General features: G+C 55.3%; 16 protein-coding genes. 7 read left to right on the forward strand and 9 right to left on the reverse strand.

Annotation, left to right across the window (positions count from 1 at the left end):
* Window positions 1-109 precede the first annotated feature (109 nt).
* Together AC6I99_RS16890 and AC6I99_RS16895 are read left to right on the forward strand one after the other, a co-directional pair.
* Window positions 110-1,849, forward strand: a complete 1,740-nt coding sequence (locus AC6I99_RS16890) for a DUF4434 domain-containing protein (protein WP_497961344.1) — start codon at window positions 110-112, stop codon at window positions 1,847-1,849.
* Between the two features lie 65 nt (window positions 1,850-1,914).
* Window positions 1,915-2,970, forward strand: a complete 1,056-nt coding sequence (locus tag AC6I99_RS16895) for an LCP family protein (protein ID WP_497961345.1) — start codon at window positions 1,915-1,917, stop codon at window positions 2,968-2,970.
* A 74-nt stretch (window positions 2,971-3,044) separates the two neighbouring features.
* On the opposite strand, the gene AC6I99_RS16900 is transcribed toward AC6I99_RS16895, so the two are convergent.
* The 3 genes from AC6I99_RS16900 to AC6I99_RS16910 form a co-directional block, all read right to left on the reverse strand.
* Window positions 3,045-3,806, reverse strand: coding sequence for an acyltransferase (locus AC6I99_RS16900; RefSeq protein WP_497961346.1), 762 nt, complete (start codon window positions 3,804-3,806; stop codon window positions 3,045-3,047).
* 82 nt (window positions 3,807-3,888) lie between these two features.
* On the reverse strand, window positions 3,889-5,784 hold the full coding sequence (locus AC6I99_RS16905) for a hypothetical protein (RefSeq protein WP_497961347.1): 1,896 nt from the start codon (window positions 5,782-5,784) through the stop codon (window positions 3,889-3,891).
* Window positions 5,784-7,808, reverse strand: a complete 2,025-nt coding sequence (locus tag AC6I99_RS16910; RefSeq protein WP_497961348.1) for a CDP-glycerol glycerophosphotransferase family protein — start codon at window positions 7,806-7,808, stop codon at window positions 5,784-5,786. The genes AC6I99_RS16905 and AC6I99_RS16910 overlap by 1 nt, the downstream gene beginning before the upstream one ends.
* Window positions 7,809-8,486: 678 nt before the next feature.
* Between AC6I99_RS16910 and AC6I99_RS16915 the strand changes: the two genes are divergently transcribed.
* Together AC6I99_RS16915 and AC6I99_RS16920 are read left to right on the forward strand one after the other, a co-directional pair.
* Complete coding sequence (locus tag AC6I99_RS16915; protein ID WP_497961349.1) at window positions 8,487-9,884, forward strand: O-antigen polymerase; 1,398 nt, start codon at window positions 8,487-8,489, stop codon at window positions 9,882-9,884.
* Between the two features lie 429 nt (window positions 9,885-10,313).
* On the forward strand, window positions 10,314-10,715 hold the full coding sequence (locus AC6I99_RS16920) for a hypothetical protein (RefSeq protein ID WP_497961350.1): 402 nt from the start codon (window positions 10,314-10,316) through the stop codon (window positions 10,713-10,715).
* Window positions 10,716-11,221: 506 nt separating this feature from the next.
* Here the strand turns inward: AC6I99_RS16920 and AC6I99_RS16925 are convergent.
* The 6 genes from AC6I99_RS16925 to AC6I99_RS16950 form a co-directional block, all read right to left on the reverse strand.
* Window positions 11,222-11,902, reverse strand: a complete 681-nt coding sequence (locus AC6I99_RS16925) for an SGNH/GDSL hydrolase family protein (protein WP_497961351.1) — start codon at window positions 11,900-11,902, stop codon at window positions 11,222-11,224.
* A gap of 498 nt (window positions 11,903-12,400) precedes the next feature.
* Window positions 12,401-13,837 (reverse strand): tyrosine-protein kinase domain-containing protein, encoded by a 1,437-nt coding sequence (locus AC6I99_RS16930; protein ID WP_497961352.1) that lies wholly within the window; start codon window positions 13,835-13,837, stop codon window positions 12,401-12,403.
* A gap of 363 nt (window positions 13,838-14,200) precedes the next feature.
* Window positions 14,201-15,484 (reverse strand): lipopolysaccharide biosynthesis protein, encoded by a 1,284-nt coding sequence (locus AC6I99_RS16935; RefSeq protein ID WP_497961353.1) that lies wholly within the window; start codon window positions 15,482-15,484, stop codon window positions 14,201-14,203.
* A gap of 586 nt (window positions 15,485-16,070) precedes the next feature.
* Entirely contained in the window at window positions 16,071-16,934 is an 864-nt protein-coding gene (locus AC6I99_RS16940) for a glycosyltransferase family 2 protein (protein WP_497961354.1), read from the reverse strand.
* Between the two features lie 40 nt (window positions 16,935-16,974).
* Window positions 16,975-17,937 (reverse strand): NAD-dependent epimerase/dehydratase family protein, encoded by a 963-nt coding sequence (locus AC6I99_RS16945; protein WP_497961355.1) that lies wholly within the window; start codon window positions 17,935-17,937, stop codon window positions 16,975-16,977.
* A gap of 114 nt (window positions 17,938-18,051) precedes the next feature.
* Window positions 18,052-19,194, reverse strand: a complete 1,143-nt coding sequence (locus AC6I99_RS16950) for a glycosyltransferase (protein ID WP_497961356.1) — start codon at window positions 19,192-19,194, stop codon at window positions 18,052-18,054.
* A gap of 743 nt (window positions 19,195-19,937) precedes the next feature.
* On the opposite strand from AC6I99_RS16950, the gene AC6I99_RS16955 reads away from it, so the two are divergent.
* Genes AC6I99_RS16955 through AC6I99_RS16965 form a run of 3 tightly spaced genes read left to right on the forward strand, consistent with a single transcriptional unit; the run spans window position 19,938 to window position 23,227 of the window.
* On the forward strand, window positions 19,938-21,182 hold the full coding sequence (locus AC6I99_RS16955) for a glycosyltransferase family 4 protein (RefSeq protein WP_497961357.1): 1,245 nt from the start codon (window positions 19,938-19,940) through the stop codon (window positions 21,180-21,182).
* A 42-nt stretch (window positions 21,183-21,224) separates the two neighbouring features.
* Window positions 21,225-22,253, forward strand: a complete 1,029-nt coding sequence (gene gmd / locus AC6I99_RS16960) for a GDP-mannose 4,6-dehydratase (RefSeq protein ID WP_497961358.1) — start codon at window positions 21,225-21,227, stop codon at window positions 22,251-22,253.
* Entirely contained in the window at window positions 22,253-23,227 is a 975-nt protein-coding gene (locus AC6I99_RS16965; RefSeq protein ID WP_497961359.1) for a GDP-L-fucose synthase family protein, read from the forward strand. The genes gmd and AC6I99_RS16965 overlap by 1 nt, the downstream gene beginning before the upstream one ends.
* Window positions 23,228-23,237 lie beyond the last annotated feature (10 nt).

Raw genomic sequence — 23,237 nt, forward strand, 5'->3', positions numbered from 1 at the left:
GGTAGGCGCGGCCACCAACAGCAGGAGGGCAGCCCGATTTAGTCTAGCGTATGGATAACAGTCATTTGATTCCGTAGGATCGTCTGCTGATGCCGACCCCAAGGAATTCATGACGCTCATTCGCGGAAGCCGTCCACGCATCAAAGTCCTCCTCGCGGCACTTGTGCTCACTGCCGGAGTTGCAGGAACCGCTTTGGTTGCGCCCACCCACAGCATCGAGGCTGAACGGCCGGCCCAGGAGAAACAGCCCCCGACTCCTGCGAAGAAAACTCCGGCCGTCAAGGCGCCGAAACCGGCAAGCTACCCAATTGGGGGCTATTTCGTCTACGCCACTCCGAGCAGTTCCCGGAACCTACAGAAGCTCAGCGAAATTAAGGCAGCAGGCGCTGACACTGTCATCACTTTTGGAACATCGCTCGTGCCAGCTACCTTGGCGACGCTTCCCCAGGATTGCCTCATTGACGGAGTGAACTGCGCGAAGGCTGCTGCAGGAACTCTGGAGGTCAACCGCTATTTCACGTACTCCGATGGAAGCATCTGGGGCACCCAAGCCGTGAAGTGCCCCAACGACCGCAGGATCACCAGCCAAGGCAAGGCATTTGTTGTGCTGGTCCTCCCCGCCCAAGGCAGTGGCTGCACGTCCACGAACGGGAAGTACGATGTCGTCGTGGCGGGCGGTGGCGCGGCCAATGGCACAGATCCAGCGACTTCAATGGCTGTGGCGGCTACGAAACTGGGCATGAAGTTCTATGCCGGCCTGCCTGCTCCGGTGAAGAGAACTGATAAGGCGTACCTCCCCGACGTTTCCTACCAAGGGACCCTTGGACTCTTCACCGAGCGCCTACTTCAGTATCAAGCGGCTGTATATAACGTGACCGGTTTGGCTGGCTTCTATCACCACACAGAAATGCCTCTGACCGATGGCCACACTTTCGATCCGATCCTGGATCTGTACCGCATGCAGAACCAAGCCATCCATCGAATCTTCCCCACTCGCAGCGCAATCGTTAGTCCCTACCTTGACGCGCGCGTCAGTGCTTTCAGTATCAGCCTTACGCAGGCTCGCAACGGGATCCGAAGAATCGCGCAGACCGCCAGCGGACTGGTTCTGAACATCGCCATCCAAGATGGCATGGGAACCGGCAAGGGTGGAGCGTTTCAGTCGAACGAAGCGAACTCGGCAGTGGACCGGTATGCGGAGAGCGTCGTGGGCAAGGGTTCGTGGGGCAGCAAGTACGTGGCACCCGTTCGGGAGTACTTCCTGGCAGCTGCGGCGGGCATTTCGGGAACGGGCGCCGTCCTCTGGGCAAATTTGGAGGGCATGGCTCCGGCCACGGCGTCCAATCCTTGCGGGGACAGTCTTCGTGGGCAAAGCTCAAAAGCCAGGATCGACCGGCAGCTCCAACAGCTTTCCAACGCACAAAAGGTCATTTCCTTTATGTGGGATTCGTATTACACGTGTGTTGGTGCGGGTGTTCCCCTGAAGGCCCAGATGGAGTCTGAAATTGCAACACCCATCATTACGGACGCCACTTTTGACGCAGCCACCGGCCAAGTGCGGATAACAGGCTTCAACCTTTCAGGTGGCAACGCCGAAGTGAAGTGGACCGCCAAAGGCGGTCAGCGCCTCGTGAAAACCGTGAAGCCCACAAGCACAAATACTGCGTACGGGGTCCAGAGCGGCATGAACCCGAAATTGGAAATGCTCCTTGTGAACGTGGGCAAAACAACCCTTGCTCCGGGCCGCTACTACACCGTCAATGTCACCAACCGATGGGGTGCGGAAAACGATGCTTTCTATTCGCAACGCGTCTACACAGCACAGTCTTCCCGGGGCGCCAAAGGCTAGCCTCGGACGTGACGTGTTTATCCATTTGTTAGAATCGACTCTGCTGCTGCCAACTCTAGGAATACATGACGCACCCTATTGATACCGAAGCCGTTGCGACGGACTCCCGTCCACGACGTCAAAAGAGCTCCAAAAAGACGGCTCGAAATGTCCTTCTCGGCTTCGCGGCAGCAGTGGTGATCGTTGGCTTGGTCTGTGGCGCCTACATCTTTAATCTGGCCCAGACCTTCAACTCCGGGACCACGAAGATTCAGAATGCCTTCCCGGACGAGGCAACCCGGCCCACCAAGAACGTCACGGGTGCCATGAACATCCTGGTGATGGGTAAAGACAAGAATGCCGACCGATCTGTAGACACGGATGACGCCGCGCCCACCGACCAACGCACCGATACTCTGATCTGGGTCCACGTCCCCGCAGACCGGAAAAACGTCTTCGCCGTTTCCATCATGCGAGACACGTGGGTGAACATTCCCGGGCATGGCGAGGCGAAGATCAACGCCGCCATGGCCGAAGGCGGCGTTGCCCTGACCGTGCAGACTGTCGAGTCGCTCTTCCAGCAACGCATCGACCACGTGGCGATGGTGGACTTCGAGGGATTCAAGGGACTCACAGACGCCTTGGGTGGCGTGGAAGTGAACATCAAGCAGGGATTCACGCCCAGCGTACTCAAGGGCAAAGTGACGTTCCAGGCGGGTAAGAACCTGCTCGACGGCGAGAAGGCGCTGGCTTTCGTCCGTGAGCGCAAGTCGTTCCCCGACTCTGACTACTCGCGTGTGAAGAACCAGCAGCTTTTCCTGAAGGCGGTCATCAGCAAAACGATCTCCCGGGATACCCTCACCAACCCCGTCAAGGTCAACAACATGGTGGATGCGATTTCGCCGTACATCAGCGTGGATAAGGACTTCGACGCGGCCACCATCGGTGGACTGGCCCTGCAGTTCAAGGACCTCCGAGAGAAGGACACCATCATGTTCACCCTGCCCAACCTGGGCGTGGGAACCTCGGCCGACGGGCAGTCGATCGTCGTGGCAGACAATGCGGCCATCTCGGAGATTGCTGCGGCCATTGGACAGGACCAGCTTGCCGCTTATGTAACGGCCAAGGGGCTGGGAAGCTAGGCTCCTCAGCTGCTTCAAGGGTCAAGGTGACGCGTAAATGCTGCTCACCTTGACCCTTGGTCGTTGGATGCAGATCAGATGTAGAACCGGTTCTTCCGTGCAGTTCGATCCAACTCATGGCACCACTCAGCACGTTCCAAGCCTGAAGAGGCCCCATCCAAGGCGGCCTCCAGTTGGGGCACATCCAGGACATGCTGATCGCGAGTGTAGATGAAATCGTCCTGTGCGCTAACCAAGCTCCGTTCGGTCTGCTCAGACGTGTAGGCATGCACCGAAGGACGCGTCCAGAAGATCCGTTTGCCGACGATGCGGGCCGGGACACCGGCGGCCGTTGAGTTGGACGGGATGCTTTTGGTGATCAACGCCCGGGCCGCGAGGATACTGCCCGAACCCACCCTTGCACCTTTGAGCAGCAGGGTGTCTTCACCCAGCCACACGTGGTCCCCTACCCAGACGGATGCGCTGGGATTGATTCGCTGGTGATTACTTGCCGAATAGATCAGATGCGGGTCCGCCGTACGGAATACCACCCGCGTTGAAAACATGGCATCGCTGCCGATGATGATGTGTTTGCGTTCTGTTGGCAGGAAACGCGCTTCGGAAGTAAACGATGCTCCTGGACCCAAATAAAACACTGACTCATCGAAAACAGTGGTAACTAACCGTAAATAGAGTGGCGACGTGCGGATATGAATCACAGCGTTATTGCCCAAGAACCGAAGCCGAGAATTGCGCAGCTTGGCTCCGTCCTCCACATAGAGCACATTTCCAGTCCCCGCAAACTCCACGAAGGAATCGTTAAATTCCGACTCGGGTGTTCGGTTGAGGTGGACCACGTTGTCCCGGACGGCGGAGACATCTGTGTAGGAGCGAATGATCTGGGTTTGCCCCGGTCTTCCGGAGCCAGCCACGGAGACGCTATCTGACATTTACCGGCACCTCATGCGTAGAGGGCGCCTCATCCACTACGGCAATAACACTTGAGGCCTTCCAGTCCACTGCTCCAAAGGTATCCACCGCCTCATCAGCCGAACCGGCATCGTGGACCAGGATCAAAAGACGTTCTGCCTTCGCAGCGATCACGAATCTCAAGGCGAGCAGGTCCGCCATCGCCCAGCCGTCCAGAGGCTCGACGACGGCAACATGTGAGGCCTTATGGTCGCCACGGTCAAGGGAATCGCTGGACACATCGATTTCGGCATCGCCCACGAAGTGGACCTCCATCGTGTCGCCCTTAGTGTCTGCGCCGTAGCTGCGATACCGAAAACGGGCGAACTGCTCACCGTCCAGGACCACATATGTCTCTGGATGCTTTGCATGGAGACTTAGAGCAGATGCACTCATGGAGTGCTGCACTTCCTGGTTCGAATCCGGCATCAACGAACCGGGCAGAGTGCCAGTCCACTGGGTTCCGTTGGCTTCGATCGCTACAACCGCTGAAAGACGCTGGATCGGATCGTAGGCCGGATAGAGCTGTTGCTTTTCCGAAGTGAACTTCAGGAAGTCGTAGGAATGTTCGGACATCGACTGCAGGAATCTGGTCTGGCCCAGCCAACCTTCAATGAACCAGTTGGCGCGGGCAATCTTGGAGCCGACAGAATCAACCCGAATCTGCACTTGAATGCCGTTCTCTTGGGGGAAAGAACGTACTTCGTCGACAGCCATCTCCCGGTGCTGCGGACCGCTCAGAAACCCACGGATAATGCCCAGCATGGCGGGCAAAGCTGCCCGTGCCACGTCAGAGTGAACACCATCGACGCGGTACTTCGTAAGGTTCGGAACGTCTCCAACAAGCTCAACGAGTGAGTGGTTGCTGAGTTCATCGGAGTTCGTGTAAAAGTAGTCGATTCTTCGACCCTCAGCGAAGTATTCGCGCAGGCTGTCCTCGGGCTGCTGCACCTTGTGGAGTGCAGGGTTCCGGAACAGGTTGTCTCGAAAGAACGGTTTGTTGAAGTAATAGGGCAAATTCATTTGCGGCACAGCTAGCAGGAGCTGGGCGGCCGGGAAGTCCTTTGCATAGTGGATGGCTATGCTGCCGCCTTTGGAAGCTCCGAAGAACAGCATCTGTGCTGGGTCGATACCGAAGCGGGTCCGTAGATCCTCGATGGCCTGCCACACCCGTCCGTACAGAGGCCTACCGGCGTTGTCCACCATCATGTATGAGCCTGCGGCATGGTACCGGTCCTGAAAGCACACCATAAGGGTGTCTCTCAGGTCTGCATTGGTAATGGCTTTGAGGTAGCTGACGGCGTACGAGATCCGCGAAGTTGATGGCCCGAATCCCGGGAAAGTTATGAAGAGCTTCTTGGGATTGGTGGTGTTGCCCCGTAGCGAATAGTAGGTGTCCCCGTGCTGCTCCACGCCATACTGGTGATCGTATTTCAGCTGCTGCGGAGTAGTGAAAGCACCGCGGCCGATCTTCAGCTCATAAGGTGCGTCGATGTCCAGGGTAAACCGCTTGGGATCCCTCGACGTGACGATGATGTTGCGATATTCAAGCGGGAAGCCGCGGGCTGGGGGTTCTATCTTGTTCCCATAGATCACTTCGCCGTCCTGGAGCAGCCTGAATCCCTTGCCCTTATGCACTTGCCACTTTGCAATAGTCAGTTTGGCAAAGTACGTTCCTTGCGGCAGGTTTTCGGACGCCAGCCTGCGAATGCTGCCCTCCAAGCCTTTTGCCTTGATAAATCGCCGTGCTGGTGCGTTAACTGGGGACGCCATCAGTTTGCGGGCGAAGCCCGTGCCGGCCTGGGAGTAGGCAGCACCTACGGCGATGCCAGTGATGGTGCGTTTTATGGCTCGGATCTTTCTCATTAGAGACTCAGCATCCTCTCAACGATTTTGGCATTGATTCTTTGGGGGTCCACTCCCTGGAAGAAGCGTTCGCGTCGGGCACTGAATAGTTCGTGGGGTCCGAGGTAGTCCTGATGGACGATGTGCTTGATCAGCTCTGCATGCTCCTCAAAGACCGGGCCCAAGCCATCATCGCGGTAGTCCACTCGGCCTTCATAGGGTTGGTCATGAAAGAAGTCCGCTGCGTCCCAGTGGTAATAGGCAATAGGCGTACCAATAAAGGCAGCGTCAAGCACGGCCGAGCTGTAGTCCGTGAAGACCATCTCAGCCGAGGCGATGGCTTCTCGATAGTTCAAATCAGTCCTGACAACGTTCTTGGAGAACCTGAATTGGCCGGCCCTCTTTTCCACGTTGGGATGGAGTTTTACGTGGAGAGTCCGGCCGGTTTCTTCGAGGAATGCCAGTAGCTTCGGATCCGCGAGGACGGCGTCGATTGCACGGAAGTACTCCGATTGGGCGAATTGTTCGGTGGACACTTGGTGCAGGTTGAAACGCCACGTTGGCATGAAGAGCAGGTGCTGTGGATCATGTGGCGTTCTGGTCAGGGCCTCGAAACGGGGCAGACCTGAGTTCAAGGTTTCGACGGGAGCAAGCTTGCGCAGGTAGTCGGCTTCGAGTTGGCCGGTGGCAACGAACACGTCGAAGTATTTGGAGAGGATCCAATCGGTCATATCGTTCAACTGGATGCCGTGTTGTAGATAAACAAAGCGGGAGTTCGCGAAGGACTTGCCCCGGTATCTGATGTTGTAAATCTGGGACGAAACCACCAGGTCCGAGATGAGGAACTTCTCATAGAACTCGGTAGTGAAGATTGGGATCAGTTTGAAGCCCTTAGCTTGCAGCCTTTCCCAGTCCGGCGATTTTGGGTTCAACGCAAAGTACGCCTCTGTGTGCTCCGCATGGTTCGCCCTGAAATATTCGTACAGGTACTCAGCATTGTCGTCTGCCTGTAGAGGCCTATCAAAGAAGATCAAGGTTGAGCCGGGAGTGATGGGCCGGCTGTAGAAGTCGTAACTGGCAGCCCGTGAATAGCCAGGCCGTAATTCTCGCGGGCGATACGATTTCTCGATGACTACAGTGTCCCCGCCGAACTGCAATTCGTAGAGCGGCGGCTGCGTCCCTTCCGTGGGCTGGCCTTCCCTGAAAGACAAATATGAGTCACTGGCGCTCAGCTGCTTGTAGAGGTGAATGTCGGATTCCGGGTCAGAGAGCCAGCGAATCCAGGCCGCCTCCACCGGCTGCAACGGTTCAACGAACCGGAGCAGCTCCACGAGATGATACGAACGAACCACATCACGGAGATTGGCCAAGGCAACCTTTGTCACCTTCCCAGCACGCATGCCGCGAAGGAACAGCGCAACATACCGCACCAAGTGGAGACGGACCTCCTTCGAAGCCGTTGGAATCACTGGGACCAGCCGCGTGACATCCTCAGCTATTTGCAGGCCAATGGCGGATTTGGTGTCAGATGCAACTGAGAAGCCTGTAGGGAGAGGCTTTACCGTTCCGATGGACCAGTACAGACGGTAACTGAGATACAGTGCCGAGCGGTCGACGTCGCCAATTGCTTCCAACGCGTCAGCCAGCCTGCGAGTGTTGAAGGCAACGCCGAAAACGTCGGTGTCTCGGGCGTAACGATAGGCGTCGTCGATCTTGGTTGATGCCACGTTGCTGGCGATGGCGCCGTTGTAGACGACCGGTTCCGCGAGGTAGACACTCCGTGTGCGGAGGTATTCGAGCATTGTCGTCATGTAGGACGCGGCAAGCTGGTGGGATGTCTCCATGAACACGACGTACTTGCTCTCGATGATCCCGCAGAGCCTGGCGATAACTTCCGTTGTGAGCGTTTCCTCAACATGAAGGATGGTGAATTGCGATTCGTAGCGTAAGCGCGCCGCCAGAAGCCGCCGGTACATTGCGGACTCACGGTCCAAGGGACCTGGTTCCCCGAGGACGATTGTGAGCAGGGGTTTTGAGTCGGGCATCTGAGTCCTCAGTGAGTCGCAGCAGTGAGGAACCTCAGGAGAGCCGGTCCCCACATGCCTATTTGTGGTTCACCGACAGAGTGGGCATGTGGGCCAGATCGTGACGCAAGATTTCGGGGTCAGCCCTAGTAAACGCATGAAGTGATCCTCAGCTATCACTCAAAGTCTCAATGGAGGAAGACCACACAGTGCCTAGCAGCGGCTAGGAAGGGCAAAAGCGCACACGTGGGCGGAGGGACGATGGCTTTCGGGCCCATTCCGGCCCCTCGGTCAACCACAGCTCGGAGAGTATCGGCTGGCGTGAAAACGCCTCGCGAAGGCGATCTGGCGGGTCCTGCACACCACGGGGCCGGCAAGTCGTCGGGATTTGCCAGAAGCTGGCAACGGAAATCGTCGACAAGGACTTACCGTTGGAAGCGTCCATCGATGCGACGAAACCTCCAAAGGAAGCACCGACATAGTGAGACTGGGACGTGCGCCAGTGTCTTCCGTCCGTAACGGCCATACGCTGAGCTGGGCAGAATCAGCCGACCGCCGCAAATGTGATCAGAGTGGCAAACGATTGGTCAGCATCTACGCCGCCGGTCGGCAAGACTCGGCGCCACATATACTTGAGCCGGAACCGGGAGACGCTGCTTGTCGGGAAAGGTTCCAAGCAACGGGACTTAGGGGACATTTATGGACGTGGGCACACACTTTCTTCCAATCCTAGGGCTCGCGCTCTATTCGTTGGGAGGGCTTCTCGTTGCCCTATACATCGCCAAGCGACTCGGCCGCTTTCTTAACTTCCGGACTTTAGTGGTTCTGAACTACATCGTCGTTAGCCCGGTGTCCGGAATAGTCCACCTGCTACACATCGAGGGAGCCTCGAGGGGCTACTTCGACATAACTGCGGCCGGCGATGACGGCATGGTCAACGCAACACTAGGCAGTATCCTCGGGCTGTTCGCTCTGTGCGTTGCGTGCCTGCTCAAGCTGCCAGTAGACAGCTTCAAGCCCACGCCAATCCCAGACCCTTGGCTTATCCCGGGCGAGAAGAGGTTTGTCGTACTAGCTACAGTTTTCATGTTGCCCGTCACCGTCTTCGCCACGCTACAGATTCAGTCATACGTTCAGGCTACGGAACTTACGCGGGTGATCGTTCTGAACGATGGGATGGCTCGGTATAGCTTCATATCGAACTGGTTCGTCTGGTCCATTTCCTTCTTGGCACTGCTCATCATTGGGAGCAGAGGAGGCAAGAGCAGGCTTATCAGCTTGTTCGTCACCGCATTGGCAGTTGTTGCAATCGTCGCGTCGCTGTCATGGACAGGTGGCCGTTCAGTCATTGTCGTCATGGTCTTGCCGCTCGCCTTGGTTGTCCTGCCCAGACTGCGCGGAGTACGTTGGCTCGCCGTGCCGGTAGCAGTAACTGCAGCCACTGCGTACATCATCTCCATCACCGAGAACCGGTCAACGGTGAACCATGGATTCAACGTCGCAACCTGGTTGGACTGGGAATGGGGCCGCTTCTCCATGACCGGCTTCGCCACGAACTACGTGAAAGAGAACGGCTATGCTTACGGCGAGTCGTTCATCGCCGGAATAACGACAGTCCTACTGGGCATCCTAAGGCTTACAGGAATTCCTATCCCGAACCCACCACTTCAGACATCAACGCAAATGTCGGGCCAATACCTGTTGAACTCAAGCTCACTTATTCACATTGTTCCTGGCTTGAACGCCGAGTTGTTTATGAACTTTGGCATAATCGGCATCGTCGTAGGGTGTTTTTTGTTAGGACGAATCACGTGCTGGGTGGATCGCAAGTACCAGGACGCACCCACTGTCATCGTCAAACTTGCTTACGCCTACATTGGGACGCTGTTGGTTTTCCGCACCGTCGCTGCTGATTCGGGGTCGATCTACAGCTATGTGATCTATGCCGGTGCCCCACTTCTACTGGCTGCTTGGTATTCCAATGGTGCTCGTCGACGTGAAGAATTGCGTCAGGCTGTCAAGCGGAAAGCGAATTTAGAGTTTGACTTGAAACGGTCACTCCTGGGGCGTAAGCACGCAGTCGCCAAGACAAGGTAACTCGATTCGGCGGACCCGAGCTCCTAGCGAGTTGACCAAGCCAAGATAGAAACGAAGGCGCGCGGACACGTTGCGATGGCATCGCCCTCCGGCTGCTGAGAGAAGGAGCTGGACGCTCAGTGGTGGTTACCCGAAAGAACCTCGTAATGGCCATCACGACCTGGTTGGAAGGACCCACCACAGCTGGCGACGACAAAGACAGCCGGGAAAGCTTCCGCCAATTCAACATGAAACAATCACCGGACCGTGCTCATATCAGAGTTTGACCTAAGCCAACAAAAACCGGCGGTCCGCCCGCGTCCGCAAGGAACGGGTACCGGCGCGATTCCGCAACTTGCAGCGTAAGATCTGAATCGTTCCACAATTTTGCCTGCAAGAGATTCTCACAGTTCGATTATCAGATTCGACGGGGATCGGTACGATGTCAGAATGAGAGCATCCCAGGAAAACGATTTACACGAGCAAGAGACACGCCGACTACTCGGCGTGCTCCAACAAAAAAACCAAGAGCTTTCAGAATTGATGGCCCATGAACCGAGCGAGGACATGTCCATCAAAAACCGCGGCCAACTAAACGGCAGCGAAGGCGTGCTGACCGCTCGTGCGGCCGTAGTCGCCGCAAAAAGAGAATTGGATGCACATGTCACAGCACCGAAACATCTTGTCAGGAATTACAGAATTCTTGAGTCTGAAAGTGACGAAGAAGTAGACAGCTTCGCCGACGATTACGAAGTAGCGCCATGGACCGCAGCAAAGCGAATGAAGGAGAGGTCCATAAATCACTACGTATTACAGGAGCAACAAAGTGACGGAACTTGGGTAACCTATTAGGCGCAACGCCTTTGGCCAGGGTATGGGTAAGTCCTGACAGATCCCCTTGCCGGATAGCAACAGTATCTGCGTCCCATGAGACAACGCGCGGTTGCTAACGTGACGATGAGTCAAATCATCCGGCCGAATTCCAATCCTCGATACAGCCATAGAGGCTTCTGAAACTGACCGACGCGCAGAACCTCAGCATTGACGATGTGATGGTTACAACGTGCTCGGCGCGACAAATCCACGCAGGACTTGGCGCAAATGTTCCAGCAGAACAGCCGGACAACGACAGTCACATCACTGCCAACGTCAATCATTTTCACCACAAAGCTGCCGTTCAAGCAGTTTGACGTTGAGTTCGCAATGCGACAAATGAGCCAATGGGTGGACCATGTCGCGGTCCATAGAATCCGTCAGAGCTGGAAGACGCATCACACGCCTTCTTGAAGCAGACTCGCTCGGGCGCTTTCGGAGGTCTGCAACGCTTCGATTCGGAGGGCCGAGCTTATGCTGCGGGGTTACACCCCCAGAGCCTTCTTTATACGCGGGACGAGCAAAGTAGCTATGTAGGCATGGCCGTCGTCGGTCGGGTGAGTCGTATCCGAACCGATGAGGGCGGGCTGGTCAAAGAACCACCGCTCCTCAAGAGGATCAACCCATCCAGCGCCTGACTTAGAAGCGGCAGCCTTCAGAGCATCACGAGTCGTAAACATCGCGACTGGGACATCAGAATTCGGCCATGGTGGGCCAACAACCAGGATCTTGGCATTCAGCGCCAGTTTCTTGGCTTCCGCGTATGTCGCAAGCGCAGCAGCCTCGATCTTGGCCTTGCCGATAGCGCGGTCGTTCCGACTCCCAAAAAAAACCACAAGATCAGTATCTGGCCCCACGTATCGCGGCAATAGTTCAGCGAATGTTGTGTCCTTCGGACCTCGAACAACATAGCCCGAGCCGCCCACACCGGCGTTGGTGACATCGGTTGTGGGATCACCGTGCAAAGCCGTCTGGGTGAGGTATGTCCAGTTGTGGATCGATAACCCGCCAACGTCAGACCCGAATACGTAGGAGTCGCCAATAACCACAACCTGGTTTGTATCTGCCTTGGGATTTGGTGTGGCGCTGAGCTGCTTGTCGTAGTAGTCCTGAACCTGCTGTGACGTTGCCGGCGGCGTATGCGCACAACCAGCAGAGAGAGTCATCGTGGACGAAAGGACAACGGTGGCCACTAGTTGACTACGGCGCAAGGACTCCCCCAAATTCAGATGTGATTGAACCAATGGTAGCGCCCACGACGAAAAGGACGTTCACGCTAAGTGTGTGCTGGTTTGCACGTGAAGTGGTGGACCACGAGCACTCCTCGCTTCCGTGCCTTGAACCCATATAGGGTGGTTTCCTTGGCCGGAAACCGAAAACTTGGCTTAAGCAGCTGGTTGTGGTCCACCTTCTAAGAGGACTTCCCTTCGGCCAGCGACGAGAGTACTGAAACAATCTGACACTGGAGAGGTTGAAGGCTCTTCGCTGGGACGCGACAGGCGCGCCAATCGCTCTGATCCTGTTCTAGTGGAGCGCCTAGACGCACAATTCCCGCAAGACCAAGCCGATTCTCTTCAATGAAAGGAACGCGATCCCCGACCAGCTACCCGTAGCTGGCACTTGGATGCCAGTTTGGTAACTACTCCGGCGCTACATCCGACTCGCTACTGAACGTTCGAGTCGACGTCTACGAGAGTTCTAGCGGTAGAACCATCCGAACGCTTCGATCGGGACGACGAGGTTGTGCGCGCGTCATCATGACTGTAGTACGTGTACGAGTAGGCATCAGGTCCCTTGACTGGCAGTCGGTTAAGCACGACACCAAGGATATTTGATCCGACGAGGGCTAAAGCACCTAACGACTTTTCAAGATCGTGTAGCCGAATCTTTTGTGACCCGACTACGACTACAACGCCCCCGACATGTTGTGAGAGAACCGCTGCGTCCGTAACAGGTAAGAGAGGTGGAGCATCAATGATGATTGTGTCAAAGACCTGCTCCAGCCGACTTAGAAGGTCCTTCATTTCGTTGGATCCAAGTAGTTCGCTGGGGTTGGGCGGGATCTGACCGGAGGTCAATATATATAGTTCGTCCTCGCCCCATTTCTGCAGGAGATCATCTATATCAGCAACTCCAACCAAGGCAGTGGTAAGCCCTGCGTTCCGTTCTAGGCCCAAATACTGATTCACTGTCGGGCGGCGTAAGTCAGCATCGACTAGGCAGACAGTCTGGCCAGCCTGGGAGAGCGCTATGGCGAGGTTGGTGGCAGTCGTGCTCTTGCCCTCACCAGGGAGTGACGACGTAACCAACACTGTATTCGCCTTACCTGACACATTAGCGAACTGAAGGTTGGTTCGGAGCTGCCTAAAGGATTCGGCGCGAGGGCTCTGTGGACTCGACTGTGTCAGGAGTGGCCTTCTCGACGCTTCACTGTCGAACGCAATTCCTCCCAGCAAGGGTGCGTCCGTCACACGTCGCAGGTCAGCTTCTCCACGGATTCTGTTGTCAAGAGTGGTCCGAAGGACGGCCGCACCGAGACCGAGCCCAAGTCCTAGTACGAGACCCAACAGGATGTTTAGTCGCGCGTTCGGAGCCGATGGACTAGATGGAGCCTTAGCCGGCTTGATCACGGAAAGGCTTACTGGTGAGGTCCCGCCAGACTTTGGCTTCTCCAGCGAATCAACCGTTTCTATGAGGCTGTTAGCGACGCCCTGAGCTATGGCAGCAGCTTGAACAGGTGAATTGTCCGAGACGGAAATGTTGATCAAGACTGTGTTTAGATCGGTACTCGCTTGCACTCTAGTGGCCAAGTCTTCCGCAGTATCGTCCAGCCCCAATACATCTATTGTGGGTTGCAGGACGGCAGGAGAATCAACAGTCTTGACGTAGGACTGGACGCGCGCCTGAGTGAAGTTATTGCCTTGTTGAAGTTCCTGTACAGATCCTGACCCCTGAATTGAAACAAACAACTGTGTTTCCGACGTGTATACGGGTCGCGACAACACGGACACGGCTCCCCCGAGGAGAACGCCTACCAGGGTGAAGACTGCGATTAAGATCCAGTTTCGGCGCAAGATGCGCACGTGGTCATGAATGTCCAAACTTGGGTCCCCTGTGTAGAAAGTTGGAAGCGACCAGGCAGTAAGCCTTAGGGCTGACGCGGTTTGTGTCTCGCGCCAATTCTACCTGTCGCAAAGTCTCCTGCTTATCGTTTGCTTCATATATGGCTCATCCAAGCACGTTCTTGCCTGAAGTGGCCGTCCGTACTAGTGGCTGTACAGCATTAGACGCGAATGATTCGCCACAGTGCGATGCCAAGGACAACGGCACCATCCAAACCACCAGTCACGAAAAACTACCTTGAGTGGCGGACCCTGCACAAGGCACTTTTCCCTCACCGCTTCAAACGACGGCACTTCTCCGCTCGCCCTCCTGTTTTCCCGTTATTGGCAAAGACGCTTCGCTCAACCGGCCGTTACATCCTCTATCCGTATCAGTCCAGTTAGCAGCATTAGAGAGAGGGACCCTGCCACGGCCAGCAATCCGTATCCGTAGCTGCGCCAAGGGGCAGCACGTCCAATCAACGCATAGGCTACGCAAGATAACGAAAGTTCCCTCAGCAGAACCACCCAGGCAGCCGCAAAGAGATTGAAGCCAGACAACCAAGCGATGGGAATGGCAAACAAGATTCCGATGAAAGGAGCCACAAGCGCTCTTCCCGCACTTCGTCTCGCAACATGTAGGACAGCCGAACTCCATGAGAACACCGAAGGAATCACACAAAGGGCGAGAATCGGAACTATCGACAAAGCCGATTGCCATTCCGTGCCCAAGATCCAGCTTACGACGGTCTCTGTCAGGAGAACCGAAAGCCAGACTCCGGCAAGTGCCAGTATTGTCCCTCGATTCAGCACCTTGCTTGCACGCGCACATGTATCCACTAAATTAGCCGAGGTGCCAATCTCGCTGCGAAGCACGTTCGCCGACGAGGAAGCTAATGCATCACCTAGGCTTCGGGCCAAGGCAGTGGCCATGGAAAACATCCCTAGGTTGGCCGCACCTGAAAAGGCTCCAATTAACACACGATCAGCTTGACCCTGGGACCATGCAAGAGCGGAGTACCCGGCCATTCTCGTAAACAAGCCGGCCATGCTCCTTGTTTCTTTTTGCACATCAATGGGTTGCAGATCCTGCGACTGCCGCCAAGACCATATTGCGAAAACCACCTCAGTCGTCAGTAGCCCTAAGGAACACCCAAGAGGAGATCGACTGATGTATAAGACGGGTACAGCCACGATCAAGGAAGATATGGCGGCCAGGGCCTGACCAGCCGCCAGGGTCCGCCACTTCCCTGCGGCCTGGAGCCTGCCCACGCCACGCAAACCCATTGCAGTGAAAGCAGGAGCGAACGCTATAGGCAACAAAGACAAGGTCTGGGCCGGGTCAGCCACTTCGAGCAGGCGCCAGAGGCAGATAATGGCACCAAGAATCCCTAGAAACCCAAAGACCGCTACTAGGAGACGGTACCGTCGCAGAAACCGAATACCTTTTCTACTAGAGGCAGTGAAAAAAATGATTTGCCTAAAGGGAGCATCTGTCACGGCCTGAAACAGTGTGTAAACGAGGATGCCCCAATTATAAATGCCCACTGCCTCGGGTGCGGCGAAGTATGCAAGCAACAGTATCAATAGTGCGGATATCACCCTCGGTGAGAATCGCTCCGCAAAAGACCACAGCTGTCGCAGCATTCAAATCCGATCTGAGTAACTTATGTGATGGCGAGTTTGACTAATGAGATTCAGTGCCAAACTGACCGATATTTCGTCCGACTCGTACAATCTGACCCTCAGCCACATCGAAGTCAATGAAAAGGCCTGCACCGATAGTGCTTCGGGCATGAATGCTAATCCCGCCTACAAGCACACTATTCGGAAATATCCGATTGTTGCCATACAACAGGGGATATCGGCCGTCCTTGCTTGCACCCAAAGTCACACCTTGGTAAATCGTTGCCGGTCCCAAAATCTGAACGCCCTTGCCGATCACAATGCCAAGCGGGTGAGGTAGCGACAGCGGACCCTGTAGTGCAGCCCCTGAAGATACGTCACACGAGTAACGGGACAAAAGCCGCATTCGGGCAAAATGTCCGGTCATCCCGCCGCGCGACGACAGCCGCATCCAAAATGCCGCACGTATACTTGGATTAGTGATCCAAGCCCTTAAACTCGAACGCTTCGTGAAGGCCGATCCAGCGAGTGACTTCAGATAGCTTTGGTCAACTTCTATACCCTGAATTGCGTAGCGGACTGCATCTAGCAATGCATTCTTCCTTTCCTACGACGCAGCAAGCGGGCCGAGTCTGTTTTTCTTCAGGAGACGAGCGTAGTAGGCGCGCAGGACAGGACGAAAATTGGACAGTTGGCCCGTCAGGAGCTGTTTGAGATAGGCCTGCCTCTCCGTCGTAGAGACCAGCATCTCCAACTGCCGTCCCGCCCCTGAGGCAAGAGATTCGAGGAAACCGCCGTAAGCCTCAAGGAGTTCGCCCTGGCCGCGTATTCGCTCCGCGTAACCTACTTGGCGCGAGACCTGATTCTCGGCCTGACGGTAACCAATACATGGCAGACCCAGGCGGCCCATTTTCTGGCCCGCAGCAGCAGCGCGCAACCACAGATCGTAATCCTGTGCAACTTTTAGGTCGCGATAACCACCAGCCCGCTCCAAAGCTTCGCGGCGCGCAAACATTGACGGATGCGACAAGACGTTATGGAACGCTAAAGATGTCGTGACATCGGTAGACGTGTAACCCATCGGGTTGCTTGGCTTAAGGCTCTTAATCTGGTTGCTGAACTTGACTGTGGCGGTAAATGATATATCAAGATTGCCGATGTGCTGCCCCTGAACAACAAAACGCCAAGGCAAACAATAATCATCAGCATCCATGTTCGCCACAAACTCGCTGTCTGTTTGTCGAAGCAACGCAGCCCTGGCTGCTCCGCCACCCACACTCGTCGCAGAATCGATGATTTCGATGCGGGGGTCAGAAATTGCTTGGACTACGTCCACCGTATTATCCGTGCTGCCATCATTCCAGACAACAATTCGAGCGTCCTTTGGCAGGTTTCGCAATGTCGACCTAAGGGCCAAGCCAATCGTCGATTCCGCATTCCACGCGGGCATGACCACTATCAATCTGGGCATGGCAAACCGGATCTGCTGATCGAAGTTAAATTTTGTCGGTTCATGAGTCAGAACCGGAAGGTTCGTAAGTTTTCTGAGCCCACTCGTAGTGTCGAGTAAGACCCTCACGAAGGCTGACGTCTGGGCCCCACCCTAGGTCACGTTTGATCGCGGTGACGTCGCCGCCAGTCCGGAAGACATCTCCCGCAACAGCATCTACATAGCGAACGTTCAGTTCAGCCCCGTGTATTTCCTCTATTATGCTGAGTACGTCATTGACGGAAACGCTTGTACCACCGGCCACGTTGTACACCGCACCGGGAGCGGTTTCCGTCGTTGCTGCTAACATATTTGCCTCGACCACATCATCGATATAGGTGTAATCGCGAATCTGCTCCCCGGTACCGAATATTCGAATTTCTTCATCGAGGACTGCGGCCTTCACGAAACGGGTAAATGCCATGTCAGGCCTCTGCCCTGGCCCGTATACGGTGAAGTATCGAAGGGAAACCGTTGGAACAGTGAAATTTGTCGCGTAAAGTGAGCAAAGGTGCTCACCAGCCAATTTCGAAACGCCATAAGGGCTAATTGGCTGAGGGACTGCTTTCTCGGACGTCGGGAACCCCTCCGCATTTCCGTAAAGGGAAGAGGAGGATGCATACACGAACTTTTTCAGAGCCTGCGATTTGCGGGCGGATTCCAAGAGGCGTTGCGTTGCCATGATGTTTGCATCAGCATAGATTGCAAACTCTTCACCCCAAGACTTCCGAACACCAGGCTGGCCGGCTTGATGGAAAACAAACTCGGCACCCTCAAGGAGTTGATCGAGGTCCAGTTTGTTGATGTCCTCATTCACGAACGTAAAGTCTCCGGGTGGGAGTGCCTCCAGATTCGCATGCTTGATGCGGGGGTCATAGTATGACGTCAATGAGTCAACGCCTACAATCTCATGACCTTCAGCCAAGGCTCGCTTCGCTATGGCACTGCCCACGAATCCGGCAACGCCCGTAATCACTGCTCGCATGTTATTTTCCTTTCCTAATATTCATTTCGAGGTGCATGCGACAATCAGGCACTTTTCTGCTAAGCCTAATTGTTTTATCTCCGAACGAGGCTTCAAAAAAATTCCCACCAAAGATCAATAATAGATACCGGTGGAATCAGATAAGTCTTTCTTTTCGGAAGGTTCATACACCTTCTCGAGCCTGGCGGCTATCGCGGAAACACTGTAATACGTTCGGAGCAGCGTATTGGCGTTCGCCACAACCGATGTGGCGTGTGTCGGATCCTTGAGTAACCGGGATATGGACTCGGCAACCTGTTCCACACTGCCGTCTGTCACCATCGCTGCCCCGCATTCTTCCAGTTTGGAGGCCATGGCACAGTCATTCGTCAACACGACCGGCGTGCCAACAGCCATGGCTTCGAGCACCGTCATAGGGACTACCTCGCCAACGCTCGGCAGGACATACACATCTGCGTTCGCCAAGATGGAGGCACCCTCGCCGGGCGCAACGGCTCCCTCATAAGTGAGGTCGGTGAGGTTCCGGTCAGAAAGGAACTGAAGCAGCTCTGGGAGGTCACCTTCGTCGGGACCGAAAATTGCGAATTCGGCTTGAGTTCCAGATTCGAGTAGCTGGGCCGCGGCTAAAGCAAAAATCATGACTTGCTTGCGGGGGTGCAATCTCGCTAAAAAGACGACACGGGGTCGTTCTCTTGCCAAGGAACTGGGTCGATCCCCGGTGGGCCTGATGCCATTCGTGATCATTTCAGTGACTGCCGCGCCTCTGCTGACCTCCCGAATTCCTGCCTCTTCACTGGGCGAGAGAGTGAAGGTACGGACGCTAGTTGCCAAGAGGCGCCTCATAACGACTGCATCGAACACCCGGGCAACAAGTCGGTTGTCCGGCATGACCATTCCGTGGGTCTGCACCACAAACGGCACACGACGAAGCATCGCCAGCAGCGCGGCAAGAGATGTCGTCAAGTCTCGACCCAGATGTATGTGGAGAATGTCGTAGGCACTACCGCGCTGCCAGATATGGTGTAAAAGTCCTAGAGACACTATGCCCGAGAGCCTCCGGCCAAGTGGACGGATCACTCCGAAAAATTGATGTTGAATACCTGGATTATCGAGTCGGACCACCCGATCCCAGCCGGCGACCAAACTTACACTATGTCCGCGATGGGCTAACTCAATCGATTGTCCGACCGCAACAGCGACAGGGCCTCCAAATGCGCCGTCTTCAGAAACGTACGCAACAACATGACCAACCTTCATGGATCCCCAGTATCTCTTCGCGTCGTCAAAGACTATTTGATGTTAGTCAGCGGTAGCTTCAGGTCAGCTCGTCAATTGCCACGATCTGCGTCTGAGAATCTTGTGCTCGTGCCGGCAGATTCCGGACTCTGGATGACGCTGTTAGCCTCTACTCGACCGGAAACTACGGTTAGTGGTCCAACGACTGCTGATCGTCCTACGCTTGCGCCACCCAGGACAACACACCTAGTGGTGATCCATGCCCCGTCCTCAATTCGGACTGGTCGCGTGAGAAGCGCCATGTCTCGTCGATGCGCATGACTCCCCGTGGTAATGAAAGTCTCTTGCGAGAGCACAACATCGTTTCCTACATATACGTGGTCTTGATTGTGGATCCAGACACCTTCACCGATCCAACAATTGTCGCCTACGCGTAGGTTCCACGGAAAAGAGACCCTCGTTCGAGGTCTGAACGTTACGTTGGCCCCGATTCTCGCCCCGAACAGACGAAGTACACCTGTCCGTAAACGGGAGCTAATCTGCCATGAATTTGTCACAAACAGCCGTTCTGCCACTGCCCACAGATAGATTGTGGATCGCGACCTAGTCCAGGCCATTCGCTCCCCCGGAGCCTTGCTCAGTTCGATGACTGGAACGTCCGTGGGGACTTTAGCACACTCCTCATTCGACGCTTGCATTCCCGCCCCTTGGCAAATTTTCAGATTGTTAACACTCTTGTGACAACGTCAGTTTATTCTTGGACAGTGAACAATCCCAAGCTCCGTGTCACGATCATCGGTCTAAACTACTCGCCGGAACCAACGGGCAACGCCCCGTACACTACAAGCTTGGCCGAAGGGCTGGCCTCCGCAGGCCATGATGTTACCGTGATCACGGGGTATCCCCATTATCCGGAGTGGCGTCGCAACCCTGACTACAAGGGATGGACTAATACCGACCTGGTCAACGGGGTGCGCGTAAAAAGACTGCGCCACTACGTCCCGAGGAAGCCAACCTTGGCCAACCGAATGCACATGGAGTTGAGCTTTGGATTCCGTGTCATGTTCTCGCGATGGGGAAACCCGGACGCCGTGCTTGTTGTTAGCCCTGCCCTTTTTTCCAGTGGTATGGCGATCGCGAGAGCGAAACTGAAGCCCAATCGCCCTGCCGTGGGCCTTTGGGTTCAAGACATCTACAGCCGGGGGATTGTCGAAACGAGGTCCGGCGGAAGCTTCATGGCCGGAGCTATGAGCAAGCTCGAGTCAGCAATACTGAAAGCAGCAGACGGAGTTACAGCGATTCACGATCGCTTTCGACAGTTCATGGTGGACTCTCTGGCAGTTGCTCCCGACCGCATTCGCGTCATCCGCAACTGGACTCATCTTCCAACTGCGCCCACAAGCGGGCAAGAGGAAATGCGGGCCAGGCTGAACTGGGCTCCAGACGACATCGTTGTATTACATGCGGGCAACATGGGCTTGAAACAAGGTTTGGAAAACGTGATTGACGCAGCAAGGATTGCTGAGGAACGCGATAGTCGTCTCCGTTTCGTCCTGATGGGTGACGGAAATCAACGCAGAAGGCTTGAGCAAATGGCCGCCGGACTGCGGCGGATAGACTTTGTGGACCCGCTGCCTGGGGATGACTTCCAGATCGCTCTTTCCGCCGCCAATTTCCTACTGGTCAATGAACTACCGGGTGTCAAGGACATGGCAGTTCCTAGCAAACTGACGTCGTACTTCAACGCAGGCGTCCCCGTGATTGCCGCTACCGACTACGGAAGCGTAACTGCGGCAGAAATTGCAACATCGGGAGGTGGAGTACGTGTTGACGCCGCTAGTCCAACACTGTTAGTGGAACAGATCGAGCAACTAAGTTTGCAGCCCGATCAGGCCCGCGACATGGTCGCGAATGGTCTGAGATTCAGAAGAGTCACATTGTCTGAGGACACTGCAATTGCCCACTATGATGAGTTCCTGTCGACCATCGTTTCAGCTCGGAGCCGCTAGGCCCGCCACTCGTCTAAACACACAATCTCTAATGGGGGACCTATGGTAAAGCGTGCGCTAATTACTGGTATTACCGGTCAAGATGGCTCGTACTTGGCCGAACTTCTGCTTAGTAAGGGCTATGAAGTTCATGGCCTTATCCGACGGGCGTCTACATTCAACACCGCTCGAATCGACCACCTGTACGTCGATCCTCACGACCCTACTGCGAAACTCTTCTTGCACTACGGCGACCTGAGCGATGGTGCCCGGCTTGTCACTTTGATATCAGAGATCCAACCCGACGAGGTGTATAACCTGGCCGCTCAGTCACATGTACGGGTCTCGTTCGACGAGCCCGAGCACACAGGCGATACGACAGGTGTCGGCTCTGTCCGTCTGCTTGAAGCTGTCCGAATGTCGGGAATCCAAACAAGATTTTATCAAGCCTCGTCGTCGGAAATGTTCGGCGCGACGCCTCCTCCCCAAAACGAAGAAACCCCTTTCTACCCGCGTTCGCCCTACGGCGCAGCCAAAGTTTACAGCTACTGGGTAACAAGGAACTATCGCGAGGCTTACGGCATGTTTGCCGTCAATGGAATTTTGTTCAACCACGAGTCCCCGCGCCGCGGTGAAACTTTTGTTACACGAAAAATCACACGCGCCGTAGCGGCGATAAAGGCTGGCAAGCAAGACTTACTTTATATGGGCAACCTCGACGCCATACGCGACTGGGGTTATGCGGCCGAGTATGTGGAGGGTATGTGGCGGATGCTCCAGGTTGACGAGCCTGATGACTTCGTTCTTGCGACTGGCGGCAATTACACCGTCCGGGACTTCCTTCAGATCGCCTTCGAACACGCTGGTCTGGAATGGGAAAAGCACGTTCGCTTCGACGAACGTTATCTGCGTCCCACCGAAGTCGACGCACTGGTTGGCGACGCTTCCAAAGCACACGAGAAACTTGGATGGAAAGCTACTGTCGAAACGCCTGAACTCGCTCGCATCATGGTAGACGCAGATATCGAAGCACTTAAGCATGCAGGAAACGACTGGATTGACGCCGTGGATCTCGAGAGTTGGAAGAACTAATGGCAACGTCCACTCCTTTCCAGCCCGGGCCACTCGACCGGGACGCGGGGTTCTTTGTGGCTGGTCACAGGGGTCTGGTCGGTTCATCCATCTGGCGCAAGCTTCAGTCTGAGGGCTTCAATCACCTCCTCGGTCGGACATCCTCTGAACTCGACCTGAAGAACCGCGAGGCAGTCTATTCCTTCTTCGCGAAGCACAAACCACGTTATGTGGTCCTCGCCGCCGCGAAAGTGGGCGGAATTCTCGCAAACAGCACTTATCCTGTTGATTTTCTAAGCGACAACCTGAGAATTCAGGTCAATGTCCTTGATGCTGCCCGTGAGCACGGGACCGAGCGCTTGCTCTTCTTAGGGTCCTCATGCATCTATCCTAAGTTTGCTGAACAACCTATTCGTGAGGATTCGCTGCTTACGGGTCACTTGGAACCCACCAACGATGCCTATGCTATTGCCAAGATTGCAGGAATATTGCACATTCAGGCCGTACGACGTCAATACGGTCTGCCCTGGATATCGGCCATGCCCACAAATCTGTACGGCCCAGGTGACAACTTTTCGTTCACCGGTTCGCATGTTCTACCCGCACTCATACGCCGGTACGATGAGGCTGTAACAACAGGTGCTCAGACCGTCATGAATTGGGGCACCGGATCGCCACGACGAGAATTCCTTCATGTGGATGACATGGCCTCAGCATGCCTGCATCTCCTGGAAAACTACGACGGCCCCGAGCAGGTCAATGTGGGAACAGGTACGGATTTAACCATTAAGGAACTGGCTGCAATCGTTGCTAACGCAGTTGGCTACACCGGCAGCATCGAATGGGATGCGTCGAAGCCAGATGGCACCCCGAGGAAACTTCTCGACGTCACGAACCTTGCCGATACTGGCTGGAGCGCATCAATTGGTCTGGAAGAGGGCATCCGATCAACGGTTGCTTGGTACCGCTCGAATATCGCCCAGATCCGCAGCTAGTCGTCGATAG

Source organism: Arthrobacter sp. TmtSoilC77 (assembly GCF_059739415.1).

Bases quoted from the DNA above. Each gene is read 5' to 3' on its own strand.
- gmd (WP_497961358.1), top strand. From the start codon at position 21,225: ATGGTAAAGCGTGCGCTAATTACTGGTATTACCGGTCAAGATGGCTCG.
- AC6I99_RS16925 (WP_497961351.1), bottom strand. From the start codon at position 11,902: ATGACTCTCTCTGCTGGTTGTGCGCATACGCCGCCGGCAACGTCACAG.
- AC6I99_RS16910 (WP_497961348.1), bottom strand. From the start codon at position 7,808: ATGCCCGACTCAAAACCCCTGCTCACAATCGTCCTCGGGGAACCAGGT.
- AC6I99_RS16915 (WP_497961349.1), top strand. From the start codon at position 8,487: ATGGACGTGGGCACACACTTTCTTCCAATCCTAGGGCTCGCGCTCTAT.
- AC6I99_RS16965 (WP_497961359.1), top strand. From the start codon at position 22,253: ATGGCAACGTCCACTCCTTTCCAGCCCGGGCCACTCGACCGGGACGCG.
- AC6I99_RS16905 (WP_497961347.1), bottom strand. From the start codon at position 5,784: ATGAGAAAGATCCGAGCCATAAAACGCACCATCACTGGCATCGCCGTA.
- AC6I99_RS16890 (WP_497961344.1), top strand. From the start codon at position 110: ATGACGCTCATTCGCGGAAGCCGTCCACGCATCAAAGTCCTCCTCGCG.
- AC6I99_RS16940 (WP_497961354.1), bottom strand. From the start codon at position 16,934: ATGCCCAGATTGATAGTGGTCATGCCCGCGTGGAATGCGGAATCGACG.
- AC6I99_RS16945 (WP_497961355.1), bottom strand. From the start codon at position 17,937: ATGCGAGCAGTGATTACGGGCGTTGCCGGATTCGTGGGCAGTGCCATA.
- AC6I99_RS16935 (WP_497961353.1), bottom strand. From the start codon at position 15,484: ATGCTGCGACAGCTGTGGTCTTTTGCGGAGCGATTCTCACCGAGGGTG.
- AC6I99_RS16920 (WP_497961350.1), top strand. From the start codon at position 10,314: ATGAGAGCATCCCAGGAAAACGATTTACACGAGCAAGAGACACGCCGA.
- AC6I99_RS16895 (WP_497961345.1), top strand. From the start codon at position 1,915: ATGACGCACCCTATTGATACCGAAGCCGTTGCGACGGACTCCCGTCCA.
- AC6I99_RS16950 (WP_497961356.1), bottom strand. From the start codon at position 19,194: ATGAAGGTTGGTCATGTTGTTGCGTACGTTTCTGAAGACGGCGCATTT.